At 67.0% G+C, this 21,813-nt stretch carries 2 protein-coding genes; both read left to right on the top strand.

Annotation, left to right across the window (positions count from 1 at the left end; genetic code table 11):
- Positions 1–530: 530 nt before the first annotated feature.
- Entirely contained in the window at positions 531–13,163 is a 12,633-nt protein-coding gene (locus tag VFO93_RS11420) for a T9SS type A sorting domain-containing protein (RefSeq protein WP_325134504.1), read from the top strand.
- A gap of 595 nt (positions 13,164–13,758) precedes the next feature.
- Positions 13,759–21,813, top strand: an 8,055-nt coding sequence (locus VFO93_RS11425; protein WP_325134505.1) for a beta strand repeat-containing protein, incomplete at its 3' end; no start/stop codon positions are given.

Consider the following 21,813-nt stretch of genomic DNA (forward strand, 5'->3'; position numbering starts at 1 on the left):
GGTGCGCGTGAGCGGCCTGGCCCCCGGCGGCAACGCCTTCCAGCAGACCCTGCGCCTCACCAAAGAATAGAGCCCGCAAGCAGCCTGAAGCCAGGTTTTGAGATGGCCCTTCCCACTTCGGGAAGGGCCATCTTTTTTTAAGCGACAACCTCAACGCTACAGGTACGGACTGACCTACCGGGCCCCACGCCCACTTGCCAAAGTAATTTTTATTATTAAAATAATTATACTAATCAAATTTGAATTAACTAACTTTTTATTATAATAATACAATTTAAAATAATCGCGAAAACTGGGTTTTATCTTGTAATCTCCGGTTCCCCGAAAAGTATCAATACCGACACAGAATGATTTTACTCACTTTTAAAGAGAAAAATCGTGCATCCAGCGCCAAACAGCTGAGGTTTGCGGAGTAGTGGGTTTTCCATAGATAATGAAACCATAACTTTACTATACCAACAAAATCCACAAAGTCCGTACACCCCCTGGCTTTATTCAACACAATTTATTTTTCACCATTTCTCTTTTCCATGCAGTCAACACTACGACTATTGTTCCTGCTTTTGGGCTGGGCTGCGCTTCGCCCGGTGCAAGTGGCCTGGGGGCAGAATGCGTGCGCCAGCCCCGGCAGAGACGGCACTACTTTCAGCGCCGCCCCTAACTCCTACTACCCCGGCGCAGGCACGGCGGGGGCGGGCACCAGCAGCCTAGGCGTGGGCAGCATCCGCACGGGCACCGGGGCCAGCGCCGCCCCCATCGCGGCTGGCGACCTGCTACTGGTGATTCAGATGCAAGGGGCCGATATCAACTCGACCAACACCGACAGCTACGGCGACGGCGTGGCCGGCGGCGGGGCCAACGGCAACCTGACGACCAACTTCACGGCCGGCCAGTACGAGTACGTGGTAGCCAACAGCGGTGTAAACGCCGGAAGCGTTGCGCTCTCAACGGCCCTGAAAAACACCTACGTTACCTCGACGACCGCGGCTGCGAACGGCACTGCTACGATACGCACCTTCCAGGTGGTGCGCGTGCCGCAATACCGCAGCCTGACCCTGACGGGCACCATCACCCCCGCCGCCTGGGACGGTAGCACGGGTGGCATTGTGGCCCTCGATGTGGCGGGTGCTATCAACTTCAATAACAATACCATCAACGCCTCGGGCGCCGGCTTTCGGGGCGGGGCCGGGCGCGTGCTCACGACGGCCAACGTGGACAACAACGCCTTCGTGACGACTTCTAACAACGCGGCTACCGACCTCAACGCCCAGAAGGGCGAGGGCACGGCCGGCACCCCGCGCTACGTGAATAACGGCGGCGTGCTCTTTGACCGGACAACGGGCGGCTACCCCAACGGCGGCGCCTCGCGCGGGGCACCCGGCAACGCCGGCGGCGGCGCCAACGACAACACCTTTAACTCGGGCGGCGGCGGCGGTGCCAACGGCGGCACCGGCGGCCGCGGCGGCAACAACTACCAGGATAACCTGCCCATCGGGGGCGAGCCGGGCGCGGCCTACGCCATAGCCAGCGGCACCAGCCTGGTGCTGGGCGGCGGCGGCGGCGCGGGCACCAACAACGATAACTCGGGCGGCAACAACGGCTTTGCCAGCAGCGGCTCGGCCGGAGGCGGCATCGTGCTGGTGCGGGCGGGCTCGGTAGCCGGCACCGGCACGGTAACGGCCAACGGGGCTACCCCGCCCACGGGCGTGCTCAACGACGGCGGCGGCGGTGGCGGGGCCGGGGGCTCTATCCTTATTACGGCACTCGCGCCGGGTGGCCTGAGCGGCCTCACCCTCAATGCCAACGGTGCAGCGGGGGCCAGCACCAACCCCGGGAATAACAATACGCAGCACGGCCCCGGTGGCGGCGGCGGCGGCGGCATCATTTACACCAATGGGACGGTGAACAACGCCTCCTCGGTCAATGGTGGGGCCAGCGGCGTCACTACTTATGGCACGCTCGGCTTAAGCAGTTCGAACTACGGGGCGGCGGCCGGCGCGCCGGGCGTCATCAACACCAGCTTCAACAGCTCGAACGTTGCCAGCACGGGCGGCATTTCGGGCGCTACCTGCTCGGCCATCAGCGGCACTATTTTCTCCGATACCAACTACGGTGGCGGCGCGGGCCGCTCGTACAGCACGGCCAATGCCTCGGCCGTGGCTTCGGGCGCGGCCAACAACGCCATTGCCAGCGTGGGCACCACGGTCGAGCTCTACGACAACGTGGGCACGTTTGTGGCCACTACCACCACTACTGCGGGTGGCGCGTACACGTTCACGGGCCTCACCTCGGGGGCCAGCTACACGGTGCGCGTGGTCAATAGCACCGTGAAATCGGCGCGTACGCCGGGCGCTACCGGCGTGGTACCGGTACAAACGTTCCGCACCACGGCCTACACCGGCACGGGCCTCGGCTCGGCAGTGGCCGACGTTACCCGCGTGGGCGGCGAAGCCCCCGAATTGCAGGACGCCGCAGCCCGCTCGGGCACCCAAACCCTGGGCCAGTTGACAGCGAGTACGGCCACGCCGCAGTCCATCACGAGCGTCACGCCCGGCACGTCGGGCGTGGACTTCGGCTTCAATTTTGACTTAGTGGTGAATACCAACGATGCGGGCCAGGGCTCGCTGCGCCAGTTCATCTTAAACGCCAACGCTCTGGGCAGCGAAAACCTGCTGGCCCAGGCCGGCTCCTATACCAACACGGTAAACCTGGCCGCCGGCAACACCGCCCCTGGCCAAGCCGGCGTGGCCCTGCCCGCTGGCTACGAGTCGAGCATCTTCATGATTCCGAACGGCACAGCGGTACCTGGCCAGCGGGCCGGCTTATTTAACGGCCTGCCTAACAAAGTAGCCATTATTACGCCCGCCTCGGCGCTGCCCCAGCTTACGGGCGTGAACACGGTTATCAGCGGCGCGACGCAGACCTTCAACATCGGCAATACCAACGACGTGCTGCTCGGCAACGGTGGCACCGTGGGCACACAAGCGGCGGCCCTGAGCCGCCTAAGTGGCCCCGAGGTGCAGCTAGTGGGCAACGCTAATATAGCCATCGGCCTGAATGTGGCCGGCGCGGGTAGCCGCCTGCGCGGCCTGGCCATTTATGGCTTCGGTAATGGCTTGGACGACGATAATTTTGGCAACATCGTGTTGTCGGCCAATAACATCATAGTAGCCGACAATGCCATTGGCAGCGCAGCTACCAGCTTTGCCGTGCCCCCGGTGGCCAACGGCGCTTCCAACGTGCGCGTAGTCAGCGGCACGGGCGATAGCTTTACCAATAACCTGATAGGCTTTGCTGGTGGCACGGGCATTCGCTTGGCCTCGGGCGTCACGGGTACGTCCATTGTGAACAACGAAATTCGCGGCAATGCGCGGCTCAATACTATCCTGGATGGCGTTGACTCGCACGGCAGCAGCACCACGGTTACTAATAACCTGTTTGCTGACAACGCGGCGCAGGGCTTCGACAGCTTCAGCAGCACTGGTTCGAACAACGTGACGGGCAACACCTTCACCAACAACGGCATCGGCAACACGGGCTCGGCCCCGGTCGAAACGGCCGCGGCTCGCTTCTACGGCACGGGCAACACCTTCAGCCAGAACATTTCGGCCGGCAACTACGGGGCGGGCGTGGAAGTGGTGAACGGTGCCACGACCACTATCTCGCGCAACTCCATCTACAACAACGGCAACGTAGCCTCAGCCAACGGTACGGCTGCTACCGGCCAGGTGGGTATTGACCTGACTGCCAACGGGGCCAACGAAAACCTCGGCAACAGCCCCTACGTGACGCTGAACAGCGCTGCCACCAACGGCGGCAACGGCCTGCTCAACTACCCCGTTATCACCAGCGCCGTGCTTTCGAATAGCAACCTGGTAGTAAGCGGCTACGCCAAGGCCAACGCGGTTATCGAACTTTTCACAGCCCAGCCCAACCCGGCCAGCGTCAACGCCACCGGGACCAACTTCGGCCAAGGCCGCACCTACCTCACCACTGTGACGGAGGGTACCAACGACGCCGACGCCCGCACCGGCCTGAGCTACTCGGGCACCATCAACGGCTTCAACCAGGGCACTGACACCAACGCCAACGGCTTCACCTTCACCATCCCGCTCAGCGCGCTGCCCGGCGGCGCGCTGCCCGTGGGCACCGTGCTCACCAGCACGGCCACGCTCAGCGGCGCTACTTCGGAGTTTTCGGGCAATGCCACGCTGGCCGCCCTCTCGGGCTACATATTTACGGATGCGAACTATGGCGGCGGCGCGGGCCGCCCGCGCACGGCCAGCGGGGCCACGGGCCGCCCCGGCGCTACCGTGGAGCTTTACAATGCCAGCGGCGCGCTCGTGAGCACGACCACTACCGACGCCAACGGCCAGTACACCTTCGGCACCACGCCCGGCACCTACACGGTGCGCGTGGTGAACAGCACCGTCACGAGCGGCCGCACGGGCTACGTGGCCGGCCTGCTGCCGGTGCAGACCTACAACGGCACCACCACCGCCGTGGGCGGCGCTAACCCCGCCTTCACCGACGCGGCCGCCAATACCGGCAGCCAGACGCTGGGAGCTCTCACCAGCGGCACTACCACGCCCCAGAGCATCGCCACCATCACGACGACCAACGCGGCCACGGCCGGCCCCGACTTCGGCTTCAACTTCGATGTGGTGGTGAACACCAACGACGCGGGCCAAGGCTCGCTGCGCCAGTTTATCACCAACGCCAACGCCCTAGGCGGCGAAGCCTCGCTAGCCCAGGCTGGCTCGAACAGCAATGGCACCCTGCCAGCCGGCCGTGAAACGAGCATCTTCATGATTCCAAGTGGCCAGCTCACCAACGGTGTGGCGGCCATCGCGCCGACCTCGGCCTTGCCGGCCATTACGGGCGCGCTCACCAGCATCGACGGCACTACTCAGACCGTTAACATCGGCAACACCAACAACGTGGCCCTAGGCGCGGGTGGCACGGTGGGTACCGCAGCTACGGCCCTGAGCCAGCTCAACGGCCCGGAAGTGCAATTGAAAGGCACTAACTCCTTCAACGGCTTGTCGCTAACGGCCGACAACACAACGGTACGCGGCCTGAGCCTATACGGCTTCGATGACAACATTGTGGGGGGACCTAACAACACGGGTACGCTCATTGAGCAAAACATTATCGGTGCATCTGCCACCAGCTTTACTGACCCCGGCGGCACCAACCGCACGCTCAATGAGGGCATCGACCTGAACGGCTCAGACAACGGTATCGTGCGCAACAACCTCATCGGCTTCAACGGCGGCATGGGCATTTGGGTAGCCAATAGCTTCAATGACGCCAGCAACGGCGCGAACGGCAACACCATCAGCAACAACGAGGTCCGGAGCAACGCGCTACTTACCAATGCTGGCAATGGGGAGCGCTTGGTATTTGACGGCCTCGAGCTGCAAGGCACCAGCACGGGTAATACCGTATCGGGCAACCTGATAACGGCGAATACCGGCCATGGCATCGACAGCTTCGGCAATAACATCGGCGGTAACACGATAACTGGTAATACCGTCTCGAATAACGGGCTAGGTGTGGCCAACAACACTGGCGAGGAAGGCTCGGGCCTGCGCGTCTTCGGTGCCGCCAACCCGACTCTCATTTCGGGCAACGTATTGAGCGGCAACAACGGCTCGGGCGTGCTGGTGATTGGCTCGGCCAATCAAGTAGCCATTTCGCAGAACTCGACCTTCAATAACACCCGCCTGGGCATCGACTTGCTCGTCGACGATAACCCGCCCGCCTTCTACAACGGCAACACGGGCAGCACGTCGAACGTGACCCTCAATGATAACGGCGACGGCGACACGGGCGGCAACGGCTTGCTCAATTTCCCGGTCATTACCTCGGCTACCATTCTCAACGGCAACCTCGTGGTGCAGGGCGTCGCTCGTCCTGGCGCGGCCATCGAGCTATTTACCCCCAGCAGCACCGCCAACGGCGTGGCCGCCAACGTGGGCTTCGGCCAAGGCCAGACCTACCTAGGTACCTTCACGGAGGGCAGCGGCGCCGATACCGACAGCGGCACGGGCACTTACGCGGGGCTCATCAACGGCCTAGACCAGGGCACCGATAACACCAACCGTTTCAGCTTTACTATTCCGCTGACGGGCAACTTTGCTGCCTACGCGGCTGGCTCGCAGCTGACCAGCACGGCCACGCTCAGCAACTCGACTTCGGAGTTCTCGGGCAACGTGACCGTGACCAACGCCCTCGCGGGCTACGTGTACGAGGACGTCAACTACGGCGGCGGCGCCGGCCGCCCCCGCTCGGCCAGCGGCACCAGCGGCCGCCCCGGCGCCCGCGTGGAGCTCTACGACGCCAGCGGCACCTTCGTGGCGGCCACCACCACCGATGCCACCGGCCAGTATGCCTTCAACGTGCCGGCCGCGGCCTACACCGTGCGCGTGGTCAACAGCACCGTCACGAGCAGCCGCACGGGCTACGTGGCCGGCCTGCTGCCGGTGCAGACCTACAACGGCACCACCACCCGCGTGGGGGGCGAGAACCCGGCTAAGGTGGACGCGGGCAACGGCGCCGCCGGCACCAGCCTGGCTAGCCTGAACACGGCCACCACCATTGCCGAAAGCCAGGCTACCCTGACCCTGGGCACCGGCACCACGGCCGGCCCCGACTTCGGCTTCAACTTCGATGTGGTGGTGAACACCAACGACGCGGGCCAGGGCTCGCTGCGCCAGTTCATCACCAACGCCAACGCCCTCGGCGGCGAAAACCTACTGGCGCAGGCTGGCTCGAACGCGGCCGGCACGCTGCCAGCTGGTGTGGAAACGAGCATCTTCATGATTCCGAACGGGACGGCCCGTCCGGGCCTGCTGGCCAGCAACAATGGTGGCCCGGCCTCGCAGCTAACCAACGGCGCAGCGCTCATTACCCTGAGCTCGACACTGGCCAACATCAGCGGCACTAACGGGGCTAACACCTCGCTCGACGGCTCGACGCAGACCTTTAACATTGGCAACACCAGCGCCGCCGTCACGACGGCCGGCAGCGAATCGACCGGGCCAGAAGTTGTCATCAACTTCAACAATACCAATGGCTTTGGCACTTCAGCTGCCAATACCCGCATTATCGGGCTGGGCCTCACGGGGGCCAACTCGGGCTCTGGCTCTGGCGCGGCAGCCCTACGGGTAGACAATGGCGCCAGCAATTCGCTTATCCTGAACAACACGTTCTACAGCAACGGGGCCAACTTCCGCCTCAATAGCGTGAGCGGCGTGACGGTAACCGGCAACATTTCGCGCAATGCCACTTTCGCCGACTCGGATGGGATTGAGCTATCAACTACCTCCAACAGCACCATCACGAACAACCAGTTTCTGAACAACGCGGGCTTTGGTATCGACTTCATCGCCGGCCCCAGCAACAACAACACGCTAACCGGCAACATCTTCTCGGGCAACGGCCAGAACACCACCAACGGGCAAACGGCCGGCATCGGCCTGCGCGCTACCTCCTCAAACAACATTATCAGCGGCAACACCTTCACGGGCAACGTGGGGGATGGCATTTCGGCCACGGCCGGCACCGGCAACACCTTCTCGCAGAACAGCTTCTACGGCAACGGCAACCTGGCCATCGACCTGGCCAACGGGGGCGCGCTGAACGGCGACGGCGTGACGCTGAACGACAGCGGCGACGGCGACACCGGGGCCAACGGCCTGCTCAATTTCCCGGTCATCACCTCGGCCACCATCCTCAACGGCAACCTCGTGGTGCAGGGCTTTGCCCGCCCCGGCTCGGCCATCGAGCTGTACAACCCTGGCCCGGCCGCTGACCCCACCAACTTCGGTGAAGGCCAAACCTACCTAGGCACCTTTACCGAGGGCAGCGCGGCCGACACCGACACCGGCACGGGTACCTACAGCGGCACCCAGCCCAACGGCCTCAACGAGGGCACCGACAACACCAACCGCTTCTCGTTCACGATTCCGCTCACCGGCCGCTTTGCCGGCTACACGTTCAACTCGCTGCTGAGCAGCACAGCTACGCTAAGCGGCTCGACCTCGGAGTTTGGGGGCAACGTGCGGGTAATAACCGCACCCGTACCCAACGACGCGACCAACGCCAGCATCGCCAGCAACGCTCCCTCGCCCGTAACGCTGAACCCCAGCCTGTCGGGCACGGCCTACGGCAATACGCAGAACGTAACCACGAACACGGCCAACGCCATCAGCTACTACACCATTGCCAGCCTGCCCACCAGCGGCACGCTCTACTACAATGGCACGGCGCTGACGAGCGGCAACCTCGCCACCACGCAGGTAGCCAACCCGGCCCTGCTGAGCTACCTGCCCACGCGCGGCTTTAGCGGCAATGCCACCTTTACGTACACCGCCACCGATGCCGACGGGCTGACCAGCACCCAGCACAACACCAGCGGCACCGTGGCCAACGGCCCGGCCACGTACACCATTCCGGTGGCGGCCTCGGCCGACGTGACGGCCAGCCTCACGGGCAGCACCACGCTCACCCCCGGCCAGCCCACGGGCTACTACACGGCCACCTTTACCAACCTGGGCCCCGACGGCGCCAGCGGCGTAAACCAGACCATCACCCTGCCCACCGGCGCCAGCCTGAGCCCGGCCCAGCAGGTCGCCCTCACGGGCACCTACTCGGGCACCTCGTTTGTGACGACGGGCACCGGCACCTCGGCCGTGACGACCATCACCTTTGCCAACGGCAACACGACCCTGGCCAGCGGCGCGGTGAATGCGTACCGCTTCGCCTTCACGGCGCCCACCACGGCGGGCAGCTCGACGCTGGCGGCCAATGTGAGCACTACCAGCAGCGAGGGCGCCAACGTGGCCGCCAACGCGACCAGCCTGGCCCTGACTACGGTGCCGGTAGTAGACCTGCAAGCCACCGTTTCGGTTGGTTTCGGCACGGTATCGCCCGGCAGCACGGCCAGCTTCACGGCCACTTTCACCAACCTCAGCGCCCCCACGGCGACGGGCGTAGTGGAAACCGTACAGCTGGCACCGGGCCTCACGGGCCTCACGGTGAGCGGCCAGACGGGTACGCCCAGCGGCAACACCGTCACCTTTGCCAACGGCGCTGTCTACAACAGCACCACGGGGCTGCTGACCTACGCTACTACTACGCTGCCCACGGGCTCGGTATCGTCGGTTATCACCTTCACGATGCCCGCCAGTGGCGTGGTAACGGCCACGGCTGGCCTCTCGACCGCCACTACCGAGCCTAACTTAGGCAATAACGTGCAGTCAATCAGCATCGTGGCCGGGCCGCGCTTTGACCTGGCTACTACCCTCAGCGGCCCCACCAGTGCGGTGGCCGGCTCGCCGGTGACGCTGAGCCTGACCACGACCAACAACAGCGGCCAGGCCGTGACCGGGGCGGTGCAAACCGTGCAGCTGCCGGCCGGCCTCAACCCGGCCGTCGGCCCGCCCGGCGTGTTCGTCAGCAACGGCGGGACCTACGACAATGCCTCGGGCCAGGTAACCTTCCCGGCCCTGGGCAGCCTGCCCGCCGGCCAGACGGTAGCCAACACCATCACCTTCCTGGCCCCGAGCGCGGCCTTCACGCCTTCGGCCCAGGTAACGCCCAACACCGTGAATGCCGGCGACACCAACCCGGCCAACAACACGGCCTACCTCAACGGGGCCGCCAGCAGCACCGCCACCGGCGCTACCCTGACGCCTAACCCGGCTACCACCGCAGTAGCCAACCTGACGGCTACGCTGACCACTACTTCGACCATCGTGAACGCGGCCACGCAAGTGAGCTTCACGGTGGGGGCCAGCAACGCCGGCCCCGGCGCGGCGGCCAACGTGACGGGCCACTTGCAATTGCTGCCCGGCCTGAATGCCACTACCCTGCTGGTAGCGGGCGCGGCCGGCACTCTGCAACCCGATGGCGTGACCTACAACTTCGCCAACGGGGCCAACTACCAGGCGGTGAGCTACAACAGCCAGACCGGCCTGCTGAGCTACGCCGCCGCGGCCGCTTCGCTGGCCAGCGGCGCTAGCTTCTCGCTGCCGGTGACCCTGACCGTGCCCGCCACGGTGGGCAACGACGGCCAGCTGCTGGCTACCAACTCGGTAGGCAGCGCGACCTCGGACAACGTGCCGGCCGACAACGTGAAGGCCGTGACCGTAGCGGTGCGGCCCGCCAGCGACCTGGTGGCTGCCCTCACCGGCCCCACCAGCAGCGTGGTGCCCGGCCAAAGTGTGACTTACACGGCGACCTTCACCAACAACGGCCCCAGCACGGCCCGCGCCACCGCCCAAACCGTGCAGCTGCCCACGGGCCTCACGGCCAGCACCCTCACGCTGGGCGGCCAGTCGGGTTCGTTTAACAGCGCCACCAATACGGTTGACTTTGCCAACGGCGCCAGCTACAACCCGGCCACCGGCCTCGTGACGCTGCCCGCCCTGGCCAGCGATGCGGCCGGCGCGGTGCAGGCCTTCTACCTCACCTTTGTGGCCCCGGCCCAGAGCTACGTGGTGAGCGCCGCCACCAGCAGCGGCACCCCCGACCCGGCCCCGGCCAACAACGCCGCCAGCGTAGCCACCACCGTGACGCCGACCACCGACGTGGCCGTGGCCCTTGCCGGTCCGACCTCGGCCGTTATCGGCAACTACGTGACCTACACCCTCACCACGACCAACAACGGCCCCAACACGGCCACCGGCGTGGTGCCCACGCTGCGCCTGCCGGCCGGCCTCACCATTCAGTCGGCCCCCGCGGGCTACTCCTACGATGCCAGCGGCCTGCTCACCTTCCCGGCCATCGCCAGCCTGCAAGCGGGCGTGAGCGCCGAGAGCTACGTGACCTTCACCATGCCCAATGCCACCGGCGGGCAGCTAAGCGCCCTGGCCTCGGTGAGCAGCGGCACGCTCGATAACGTACTGACCAACAACACGGCGGCCGCCACCACCAGCGTGGCCCCGGCCTCTACGCCAGCCCCGGCGGCGGCTACCACCGCCGACTTGCTCACGAGCATCTCGCCCACCGGCACCTCGGCGGCCCCCGGCGGCACGGTAACCTACACCGCGGCCTACCGCAACAACGGCACCCTGGCCGCCACCGGCGTGGTGCCCACCGTGAGCTTGCCCACCGGCCTCGCCGCTACCGACCTCCAGGTGGGCGGCGTGACGGGTACGCTGGCCAACGGCCTCATCACCTTTGGCAGCGGCCCGGCCGCGGGGGCTACCTACGACGTGGCTACCGGCCTGCTTTCCTTCCCGACCATCGCCAGCCTGCCCTACAGCGCCACGGCTACGAGCTACTCGGTGGCTTTCTCGGCCCCGGCCAGCGGCCAGCTGGTAGTGGTGTCCACGGTTACGTCGAACACGACCGACCTGAACCCGGCCGACAACCGCAGCAACAGCAGCATCACGGTCAACTCGGCCTTCGACCTCACGACCAGCGTGGCGGGCCCGGTTTCGGCCCTGGCCGGCAGCCAGAACGTGTACACGATTAAGACCACCAACAACGGTCCGTCGACGGTATCGTCGGCTACCCAAACCGTGGCGCTGCCCAGCGGCCTCACCACCAGCACCCTGCTGGTGGCCGGCCAAACGGGCACGGTATCGGGCAACACCATTAGCTTCTCGAACAGCGGGGCCAGCTACGACACCGGCAGCGGCCTGCTGACCTTTGCCGGCATCAGCAACCTGGCGCCCGGCGCTGGCAACGCGGTGAGCAATACCATCACCGTGACCATGCCGGCCTCGGGCTCGCTCACGGTGGGCAATGCCTCGGTGAGCACCACCGCCCCCGGCGAAACCAACACGACCAACAACACGGCGAGCTTCACTACCGTCACGGCCCCGCTGAGCTTTGCGCCGGTGGCCCAGAACATCGTGAACAGCCTGCGTAGCCCCGAGGGCAACACGGCCAACGCGCTGGCCATCTCGCCGCTTTTCGCCACCGACTCGGACGGCAGCATCTCGAACTACTACATCCAGAGCCTGCCCACCAGCGGCACGCTCTACTACAACGGCGCGGCCATCGGCAGCATCCCGAGCGGCGGCTACCAGGTGGCCAACCCCGCGCTGCTGAGCTTCGACCCGGCCAACACGTTTGCGGGCGACGTATTCTTCACCTACACCGCTACCGACAACAACGGCGTGGCGAGCAATCCGGCCCTCTACACCATCCCGGTAGCTCAGGATATTGCCTCGGCCTACACGGCCTACAACACGGCCAAGGGCGGGGCTAACACCTACAAGACCAACGACGTGCTGGCCCAGGTAATTGACCCCAACAAAGCCGTGTACACCAGCGCGGGCACCATCTTCGACGCCACCACGGGCACGCTGCAAGCCGGCGCCGCCAACGGCCTGCTCACCTCGGGCACCAACGCCGTGCTGGCCGCCACCGGCCCCAGCGGCAACACGGCCAACACCCTGCCCGCCGGCGTGAGCCTCGACCCGGCCACCGGCCGCATCTACGTGAGCGACGCCAGCCAGCTCGCCAACAACTCCACGGCCCGCACCTACTCGGTGTTCGTGATTACGACCGATGCCAACGGCGGCATCAGCCAGGCGCTGGCCACGTTCACCATCGGGGCATTCCCGCTGCCGGTGGTGCTGGTTGACTTCACGGCCCAGGCCGTGCAGAACCGCGACGCGCTGCTGCGCTGGGGCACGGCCTCGGAGAAGAACAACGACCACTTCGACATCGAGCGCAGCCTCGACGGAGTGAGCTTCGCTAAAATCAGCCAGCTGGCCGGCCACGGCACTACCAGCGCCGCCAGCGCCTACGCCTTCACCGATGCCGGCGTGGCCGCCCAGGCTACGGGCCCCGTGTACTACCGCCTGCGCCAGGTTGACCTCGATGGCACCAGCAGCTTCTCGCCCGTGCGCTCGGTCGGCTTCACGACCAGCGCGGCCCCGGTAGCCCTGAGCCTGTACCCCAACCCGGCCCAGGCCAACACCAAGCTCGACCTGAGCCAGCTGCCCGCCACCGGCTCCTACCAGGTGCAGCTGCTCGACGCCACCGGCCGCCTCGTGCTGAGCCGCACGCTGGCCGGCGGCCTGCCCCAGCCCCTGGACGTGCACGAGCTGGCCAGCGGCGCCTACCTGGTGCGCGTGAGCGGCCAGACGGCCGACGGCACTGCCTTCCAGCAGACCCTGCGCCTCACCAAAGAGTAGGCTATGCAACCAAGTGCCGGCCCGAAAAGGCCAGCAGCAAAAGGCCCTCCCCACTTTGGGGAGGGCCTTTTTTTATGATTATTCCGCAAAATACCTTGCATCATTCGTTGCCAAAACGATGAGTCCTGCTGTTAGCAGCGCGCTTGGCAACGGGTAGCTTCGGGCGGCGCGCCGCTGCTTTTTGGCCGGATTGGCGGCGCTGGCCCACGGATAGCCTTGCATTAGCTGCTGGAGCCAAAATTCCTTTTGCAATAAAATGAGTCAATCCAGGGGCGAACCATATTATAAAAGTTTATCTATAAAGTACAATAAATTATTTCCTAATCGACACCACTCAGATAATTTTATGCGGTTTATCGGCACTTTAAGCAGTGTTTTTTGTTAACGACGCTGAATACATCCCTTACCAATACAATTTTTAGTATACTTTTGTAAAAGCTATCGATGGCTATTCTATAGGTTAAATACATTTTTATTGTCTATACTATTTATGCCGGTATCACTACAACGTTGGCAATGGGGACTGTGGCTGCTCGCGGTGAGTTGCGCAAAACCCACTACTGGCTGGGCCCAGCAATACCTTGGGAGCAACTTAGTGCTAAATGGTACTTTTAGCACCCAGCCTACTGGCACCAACATCGCGGCCGGCACCGACCTGGGCAGCTGGAAAAGCGCGCGCAGCTACACCGCCAGCCGGGCCGACGCTGCCGAAAACCAGGCCGCCAGCCAGGCCGGCCCGGCTAGCTACCGCGCGGGCAACGCGCTGCTGCAAAACCCGTTTCCGGGCGATGCCGCCAACAGCGTGGCCCCCAGCAACACCTGGCTGCTGTATAATGGCAACCTGGGCGTAACGACGGCCACGCCTACGTTTGCCGGCATCGTCTCCAGCTTTATCTGGTACCAGGATGTGCAGATTGTGGCCGGGGGCTCGTACATCTTCTCCTACTACGCTTCGAACGCCCTGAACCCCAGCCTGTCGGGCAAGGCCCTGCCCACGGTCAACTTCCGCATTCGCAACGCGGCCAACAACAATGGCCTGGGCAACTTTGGGGGCACTACCCTGGCCGAGGAAGCCACCGCCCACAACCAGGTCGATACCTGGCAGCGCGTGCAGTACACGATTGAGGGCGCTACCACGGCCAGCTACGTGGCCTCGACGGGCTCGGCCACGCTGCGCTTTGCGCTGAGCGATGGCAGCGCCACGCCCGCCACCGACGGCGGCGACGTGGCTCTTACGGGTATTTCGCTGCGGCGCATCAACCAGGTGCCGCGCGGCCAGCAAACGGCCCCCACGGTGTTTGGCCGGCAGGGCATCGTGGCGCTGCCCACCCTGCGCGCCGACGACCCCGACCCCGATGGCGCGGTGGTGTCGTACAAGATAAAAGTGCTGCCGCCCGCCGCCCAGGGTGTGCTGCTGCTGAACGGCTCGCCGGTGCGCGCCAGCCAGGTGCTGACGACCACCGAGGCGACGGCGCTGAGCTTTAACCCCAACCGCAGCTTTTCGGGCAACGCGCTCTTTACCTACACCGCTACCGACAACAACGGCGGCGAGAGCCTCGACCTCAACTACGGCATTCCGGTGGATGAAAACAGCTGCAACACGCAGTCGCAGTTCAGCTTTGCCGGCCGCGCGCTGGCCGAAGACTGGCGCACCGGCCACACTGTGCTGGTCGATGGCGTCAACATCGCCAGTACCTTCACGGCCCCGGGCCTGGCCCCCGACGCCCTGACGCTGGCCATTGCCGACGAAACCGGCAACGACCCCGGCGCGGCCCAGCCCGGCAAAGGCCTGGTGTGGACGGCCGACTACGGCGACGATGCCACGCGCACGCCGGCCAACCGGCAGTCGAGTTTGACATTCACGTTTACGGATGCCCTCACGAATGCGCCCCGCTTTCTGAGCAACTTCACGATGGTAGTGGGCGACCTCGACCGGGCTTCGGCCGCCGGCGCGGCTACCGTGGCGGGCTTTGTCGACCAGGCCATCTTCAGCGGCACCAAGGCCGATGGCACCACCGTGACGCTGACGGCCGCCGACATGGCCACCGCCGCCAACGTCAACGCCCTCACGGCCACTAACACCGTAACCGGCATCGGCAGCTCGGGCAGCCCGGCGGGCAACCTGGTGCTGGCCTTTCCGGTGCCGGTGCGCGACGTAACCGTGACCTACACCAACGCGCAGGCCATCGACAACCCAGCCAACCAGGCCATTACCGTGCTGCACCTCTCGTGGTGCGGCGAGGCCGACCTGGCCACTACCCTCAGCGGCCCGGCCACGGCCGCCGCCGGCCAAACGGTGTTTTACTACGCCACTACCACCAACACCGGCCCGCGCACCACCAGCAGCGCCGTCACCACCATCCTGCTGCCCGGCCGGCCCGCCGCCAGCACCGTGCGCGTGCCCAACGGCAGCTACGACGCCGGCACCGGCCTCGTTACCTTTAATGCTACTACCCTGGCCCCCGGCAACTCGGCGGTCAACTACGTGAGCTTCGTGATGCCGGCGGGGATTACTTCCTTTGCGGGCCGGGCCCAAAGCAGCGCCCTCGAAATCGACAACACGGCCAGCAACAACGACGGCTCGCTGGCCGCCGCCAACGTGACGACCACCGTGGGCGCCACCGGCGCGGCCGGCACGCCGCTGGCCTGCCCGCCCAGCCCCGGCAAGGATGGCACGGTGGCCTCGCTCACCGCCGCCCCCAACACCTACTACCTGCCCGCCCCCAACATGACGGCGGCGGCCGGCCAGCCCAACATCGGCCTCAGCGCCACGGCCCTGAGCGGCACGGGCGCCGCCGCCGCCGCCACGGCCACGCTGGTGCCCGGCGACCTGGTGCTGATAGTGCAGATGCAAGGGGCCGACCTGAGCACGGCCAACGACGACACCTACGGCGACGGCGGGGCCGGCCCTTCGGCCAACGGCAACCTGACGACCAGCTTCACGGCCGGGCACTACGAGTACGGGGTAGTAGCGAACAACAGCGCCACCATCGTGCCCGGCACGGCCCGCACCCTCACCCTGCGCGACAACCTGACCTACGCCTACACCCAGGCCGATGCCACTACCACCCGGGGGCGGCAGAGCTACCAGGTTATCCGCATTCCGCAGTACGCGGCCCTCACGCTGGGCGGCACCATCGCGCCGCCGGCCTGGAACGGCCAGTTGGGCGGCGTGCTGGCCCTCGATGTGGCCGGCCCGCTGAACTTCAACGGCCAGCGCCTCGATGCGTCGGGGGCGGGCTTCCGGGGCGGCGCGGGCCGCCAGCTGGGCGGCACTGCCGGCCTCAGCAGCAGCGACTACCTCACCCCCAACACCTCGAATGGCGGCAAGGGCGAAGGCACGGCCGGCACCCCGGCCTACGTGGCTACCTACGCGGCCAGCGGCACGGCCGGCGCGCTCGTAGCCACGGGCAGCGCCTATCCAGGCGGCGACAACGGGCGCGGCGCGCCCGGCACGGCCGGCGGCGGCGGCACCGATGGCGACCCCACCGGCCTCAGCGACCAGAACACCGGCGGCGGCGGCGGGGCCAACGGTGGCCGCGGCGGCCGTGGCGGCAACGCTGCGGCCAGCAACCTGGCCGTGGGCGGCGAGCCCGGGGCGGCGTTTCCGGTGGCTGGCAGCGCGCGCCTGGTACTGGGCGGCGGCGGCGGCGCGGGCGTGAGCAACAACGGCAGCGGCGCGGGCGGCACGGGCCTGGCCAGCAGCGGCGCGCCGGGCGGCGGCATCGTGCTGGTGCGCACGGGCACTGTAGCAGGCTCGGGCAGCATCGTGGCCAATGGCTACAACGCCGACAACAGCGTGGCCAACGACGGCAGCGGCGGCGGCGGCGCGGGCGGCTCCATCCTACTCACGGCCCAGAACACGGGCACGCTCGGCAGCGTGAGCCTAGCGGCCAACGGCGGCGCGGGCGGCACCAACACCGGCGGCATGGCCTACGGGCCGGGCGGCGGCGGCGGCGGCGGCTTCCTAATCGCCAACGGCGCGGTGGCCAGCACCTCAGCCCTGGCCGGGGCCAATGGCACTACCGCCGGCACCACGGCCTACGGGGCCGAAGCGGGCACGGCGGGCGTGGGCAACACGGCCATCAGCAACAGCATCGCGGCCTCGGCGGCCAATGCCAGCTGCGTGGCCGATGTGGCCAGCAGCCTCACGGGCCCGGCCTCGGCTACGGCGGGCGGCACCGTCGGCCTCAACATAACGTTTGCCAACTACGGCGCGCTCACGGCCACGGGCCTTGCGGCGCAGGTGTCGCTGCCCGGCACGCTCCTGCACGTAGTGGCCCCCGGGGCGGTCGTTTCGGGCGGCGGGGCGGGGCCCTACGTCCTCACGTATTCAGCGGCCCTGGGCTCGCTGGCCAGCGGGGTTAGCCAGTCGTTCCCCATTTCGTATGAAGCTCCGGCGAGCGGCGCGGTGCAGGCCGATGCCAGCATCACGACGGCCGGCGCGGAAGTGTACACGGTTAATAACGCTTCGACCCTCAGCACGAGCATCGGCAGCTCTGCCGACGTGACGACGACCATCACCGGCCCGGCTTCGGCCAACCCCGGCCTGCCCACGGGCGATTTCCTGGTAACCTTCACCAACAATGGCTCGACCCCGGCCAGCGACGTCACGCAGAGGGTATCGCTACCCGCCGGGGCCAGCCTCGCGCCGAGCCAGCTCGCGGCCCTGCAAGCCAAGTACGCCAGCTCGCCGGTTTCGATTAGCTACGCGGCCGGCACGCGCACGCTGTCGTTTGCCCTCGCGGCGGGCAGCAGCTCGCTGCCTGCGGGCAATACCAACTCGTACAGCTTCCCCATCATGGCGGCGGCCACGCCGGGCCCGGCCGATGTCACCAGCATCGTGGGCACCTCGTCGGGGCAGAACGTGGGCAGCGGCTCGCAGCCCGACGCGGCCACCTTCACCTTCGCGGTAGCGCCGCTGGCCGATATGCTGGCCAGCCTCGCTCCCAACGGCTCGGCTACGGTAGCGGCCGGCGGCACGGGCACCTTCGTGGCCACGTTTGCCAACAGCGGCCCCAGCCCAGCCACCGACGTGGCCCCGACCGTGCAGCTGCCGGCCGGCCTGGCCGGCGTGACGTTCCCGAGCGGCCTCGGCGGTACCTACAACGCCGCTACCGGCCTCGTGACCTACGCCCCGGCCGCTACCCTGGCGGCGGGCAGCAGCCTGCGCTCGACCATCAGCTTTGCCATGCCCGGCACCCCGGTGGCGGCGGCGGCGGCCGTGACCGCGAGCAGCAACGAAGGCACCAACACGGCCAACAACACGGCGACGGCGGCCATCGCCAGCGCCTCGAACTTCGACGTGACGACGACCATCAGTGGCCCGGCTACGGCGGCGGCCGGCACGCCGGTTACGCTGAGTGTCATTACCCGCAACGCCGGCCCCGGCGTGGCGGCCCGCACCACGCAGACGGTGCTGTTGCCGGGGGTGTTTACCAGCCTCTACGTCAGCAACGGCGGTACTTTCTCGAACGACGGCAGCAGCACTACCGTGACGTACCCGGCCCTGACGGGCCTGGCCGGCGGGGCCAGCGTCAACAACAGCATCACGCTGGTGATGCCAGCCTCGGCGCTCGCCAACATCACGGCCAGCGTGGCGGCCCCCGGCGAAACCAACGTGCTCGCCAACTCGGCCACGGCCAGCGTGGGCACCACGGCGGCGGCCTCGGGCAGCGCGAACCTGTATGCCACCATCGCGGCGGCTACCGTAGATGCGCCCGCTGCGCCCCTGGCTGGCCCGGTAGCCCCGGCTACCTCGCTGCAACTCACCATCGTGGCCGGCAACCGGGGCCCCAGCGCTGCTGCTAACCCGGTCGTCCGCGTGGCGCTGCCCGCCGGCCTGGGCGGCGTATCGGCCAGCAACGACGGGGGGTACGATGCCAACACGGGCGTCGTGACGTTCCCTGCCGTGGCCAGCCTGGCGCAGGGCGCGGCGATGCGCTACACCCTCGTGCTGCCCGCGCCCGCCACCGGGCCGCTGGTGCCGGTAGTAAGCATCAGCTCGACCGCCCCCGAAACGGTAATGGCCGACAACGTGGCCTCGACCAAGGTAGATGTGCTGCCCCTGGCCGACATGACGACCTCGGTGAGCGGCCCCTCGGCCCCAACCACGGGCCAGCCGGCTACCTACGCCATCGCCACTACCAACGGCGGCCCGACCCAGGCCCTGGGTGTGACCCAGACCGTACTGCTGCCCGCCGGCCTGCCCTCGGTAGCCCTGGCCAACGCCACGGGGGCCGCTATTGCGCTGCCCGCCGGGGCCTACGACCCGGCCACCGGCCTGCTCACGCTGCCGGCGGCGGCGGTGGCGGCCACCCAGCCCGCCGGGGCGTCGGTGCTGACTTACGTGACCTTTGCGGTGCCCGCAAGCGCCGGCTACCCGGTGACGGCGGCCGTGGCTACGACCTCGCAGGAAACCAACTCGACCAACAACACGGCCAGCGTGAGCACTACCCCCGCCACGGCGGCCGACGTGCGCGTGGCCCTGAGCGGCCCCGGCACCGTGGTGCAAGGCAACCTGCTGACGTACACCGTAGCCACGGTGAACACCGGCGCCTCGACCAACCCCAGCTCGACGACTACCGTGCAGCTGCCCGCCGGCCTGGCCAGCGTGCAAGTGAGCGGCGGCGGCTCGTATAGCAGCAGCACGGGCCTCGTTACCTTCCCGGCCCTGGCCAACCAGGCCGTGGGCGCGGCGGGGGCCGTCAGCAACACCATCTCGTTTGCCGCCCCGGCAGTTTCGCCCCTGGTGCTTACGGCCCAGGTAGCGGCCACGCCGGCCGGCAACGACCCCAACCTAAGCAACAATTCGGCTACCCTGAGCACGCTGGTGAGCCCGGCCAACACCGACCTGGTAGACGAGTCGGTGACCATCGCGGCCACCGTGGGCGGGGCGCTCGTGAGCGCGGCCAACCCGGTAGTGGCCGGGGGCACGGTGGTTTTCAACCTGACGGCGGCCAACGCCGGCACGGCCAGCACGGCGGCCGGCAACGTGTCGCTGCGCGCGCAGCTGCCCGTGGGCCTGAATGCCTGGGACGTAATGGTGAACAACGGCGGCTACGACCCCGCTACCGGCGTGGTGCTCTTCGATGCCCTGAGCAGCCAGGCCCCGGGCGTCAGCACTGGCTTTACCATCACCGTAAACAACGTGCCCGGCGGCACGAGCCCGCTCGTGGCCTCGGCCCTGGCCAGCACCACCAACAGCGACCAGAACCCGAACAACAACGCAGCTACCCTGACGCTGCCCCTGGCCGCGCGCGCCGACGTGACGACGAGCATCGGCGGGCCGGCTACCGTGGCGGCCAATGGCACGGCTACTTACGTAGTAGCCACCCGCAACGTGGGCCCCTCGGCGGCCAGCTCCGTGAGCACCACCGTGCAGCTGCCCACCGGCCTCACCGGCGTGGCGGCCAGCGGCGGCGGCACCTACGACCCCAATTCGGGCGTCGTGACCTTCCCCACCGTGGCGAGCCTGGCGGGCTACCCGGGCCCGGCCAGCGCCAGCGCGGCCGCCCCGCAAGTGGCGTACACCATCGCGCTCACGGCCCCGGGCACCCTCACGGCCTCGGCGGGCTACACCCTCACGAGCACCGTGCACACGGCTACTACTGAGCTCAGCACCCAGGCTTCTAACCAGGCCAGCCTCACCACCACGGCTGCCAACCAGCCGCCGATGGCTCTGGATGTGGTGAACAGCCTGCAAACGCCCGCGAGCAACACAAGCCAGCAACTGCTCATTGCGCCGCTGGCTGCGGCCGACCCCGATGGCAGCGTAAGCAGCTACACGCTCACGAGCCTGCCGACCAGCGGCACGCTGTTTTACAACAACGGCGGCAGCTACGCGGCCCTCACCAGCAGCCACCTGCTGGGCGGCACCGCGCAGCTCAACCTGACGCCCGCGCAGGCCCAGATGCTGCACTACTCGCCGGCGGCGGGCTTTGCCGGCAACGTCTTCTTTGGCTACCTGGCTACCGACAGCGGCAGCCCCGCCCAGGCCAGCGGCGCGGCGCTTTACACCCTGCCGGTGGGGGCCGACAATGCGTCGGTGTACACCAAGACGCCGGCGAAAACGGCGGCCAGCGCCTACGCGGCCAATGACGTGCTGGCCTTCGTGACCGACGACAACGGGGCGGTGTACACCACCAGCGCGCTGGTGTACGACGCGGCTACCGGCACCCTGCAAGGTGGGGCGGCCAACGGGCTGGCCACGGCCGCCAGCACCGGCGAGCTCACGGCCTCGCCCTACGCCGCCATCTCAACCCTGTCGCAGCTCGGGGTGGCCCTGAACACGGCCACCGGCCAGCTGGTGGTGCAAACCCCCGGCAGCCTGCGCCCCGGCGACTACACCGTGACCATCGCCACTACCGACGTGTACGGCGGCACCACCGCGCAGCCCGTTTCGTTCACCATCGGCGGCACCGTGCTGCCGGTAGTGCTGAGCGAGTTCACGGCGCAGGCCGTGGCCAACCGCGACGCGCTGCTGCGCTGGGGCACGGCCTCGGAGAAGAACAACGACCACTTCGACATCGAGCGCAGCCTCGACGGGGTGCGCTTCGCTACCATCGGCCAGCTGGCCGGCCACGGCACCACCAGCGCCGCCAGCTCCTACACCTTCACCGATGCCAACGTGGCCGCCCAGGCCAACGGC

This window comes from Hymenobacter sp. (genome assembly GCF_035709525.1).
Lineage (GTDB): Bacteria > Bacteroidota > Bacteroidia > Cytophagales > Hymenobacteraceae > Hymenobacter.

Excerpts from the sequence above, each read along its gene's own strand:
- VFO93_RS11420 (WP_325134504.1), top strand. The coding sequence starts at position 531 with ATGCAGTCAACACTACGACTATTGTTCCTGCTTTTGGGCTGGGCTGCG.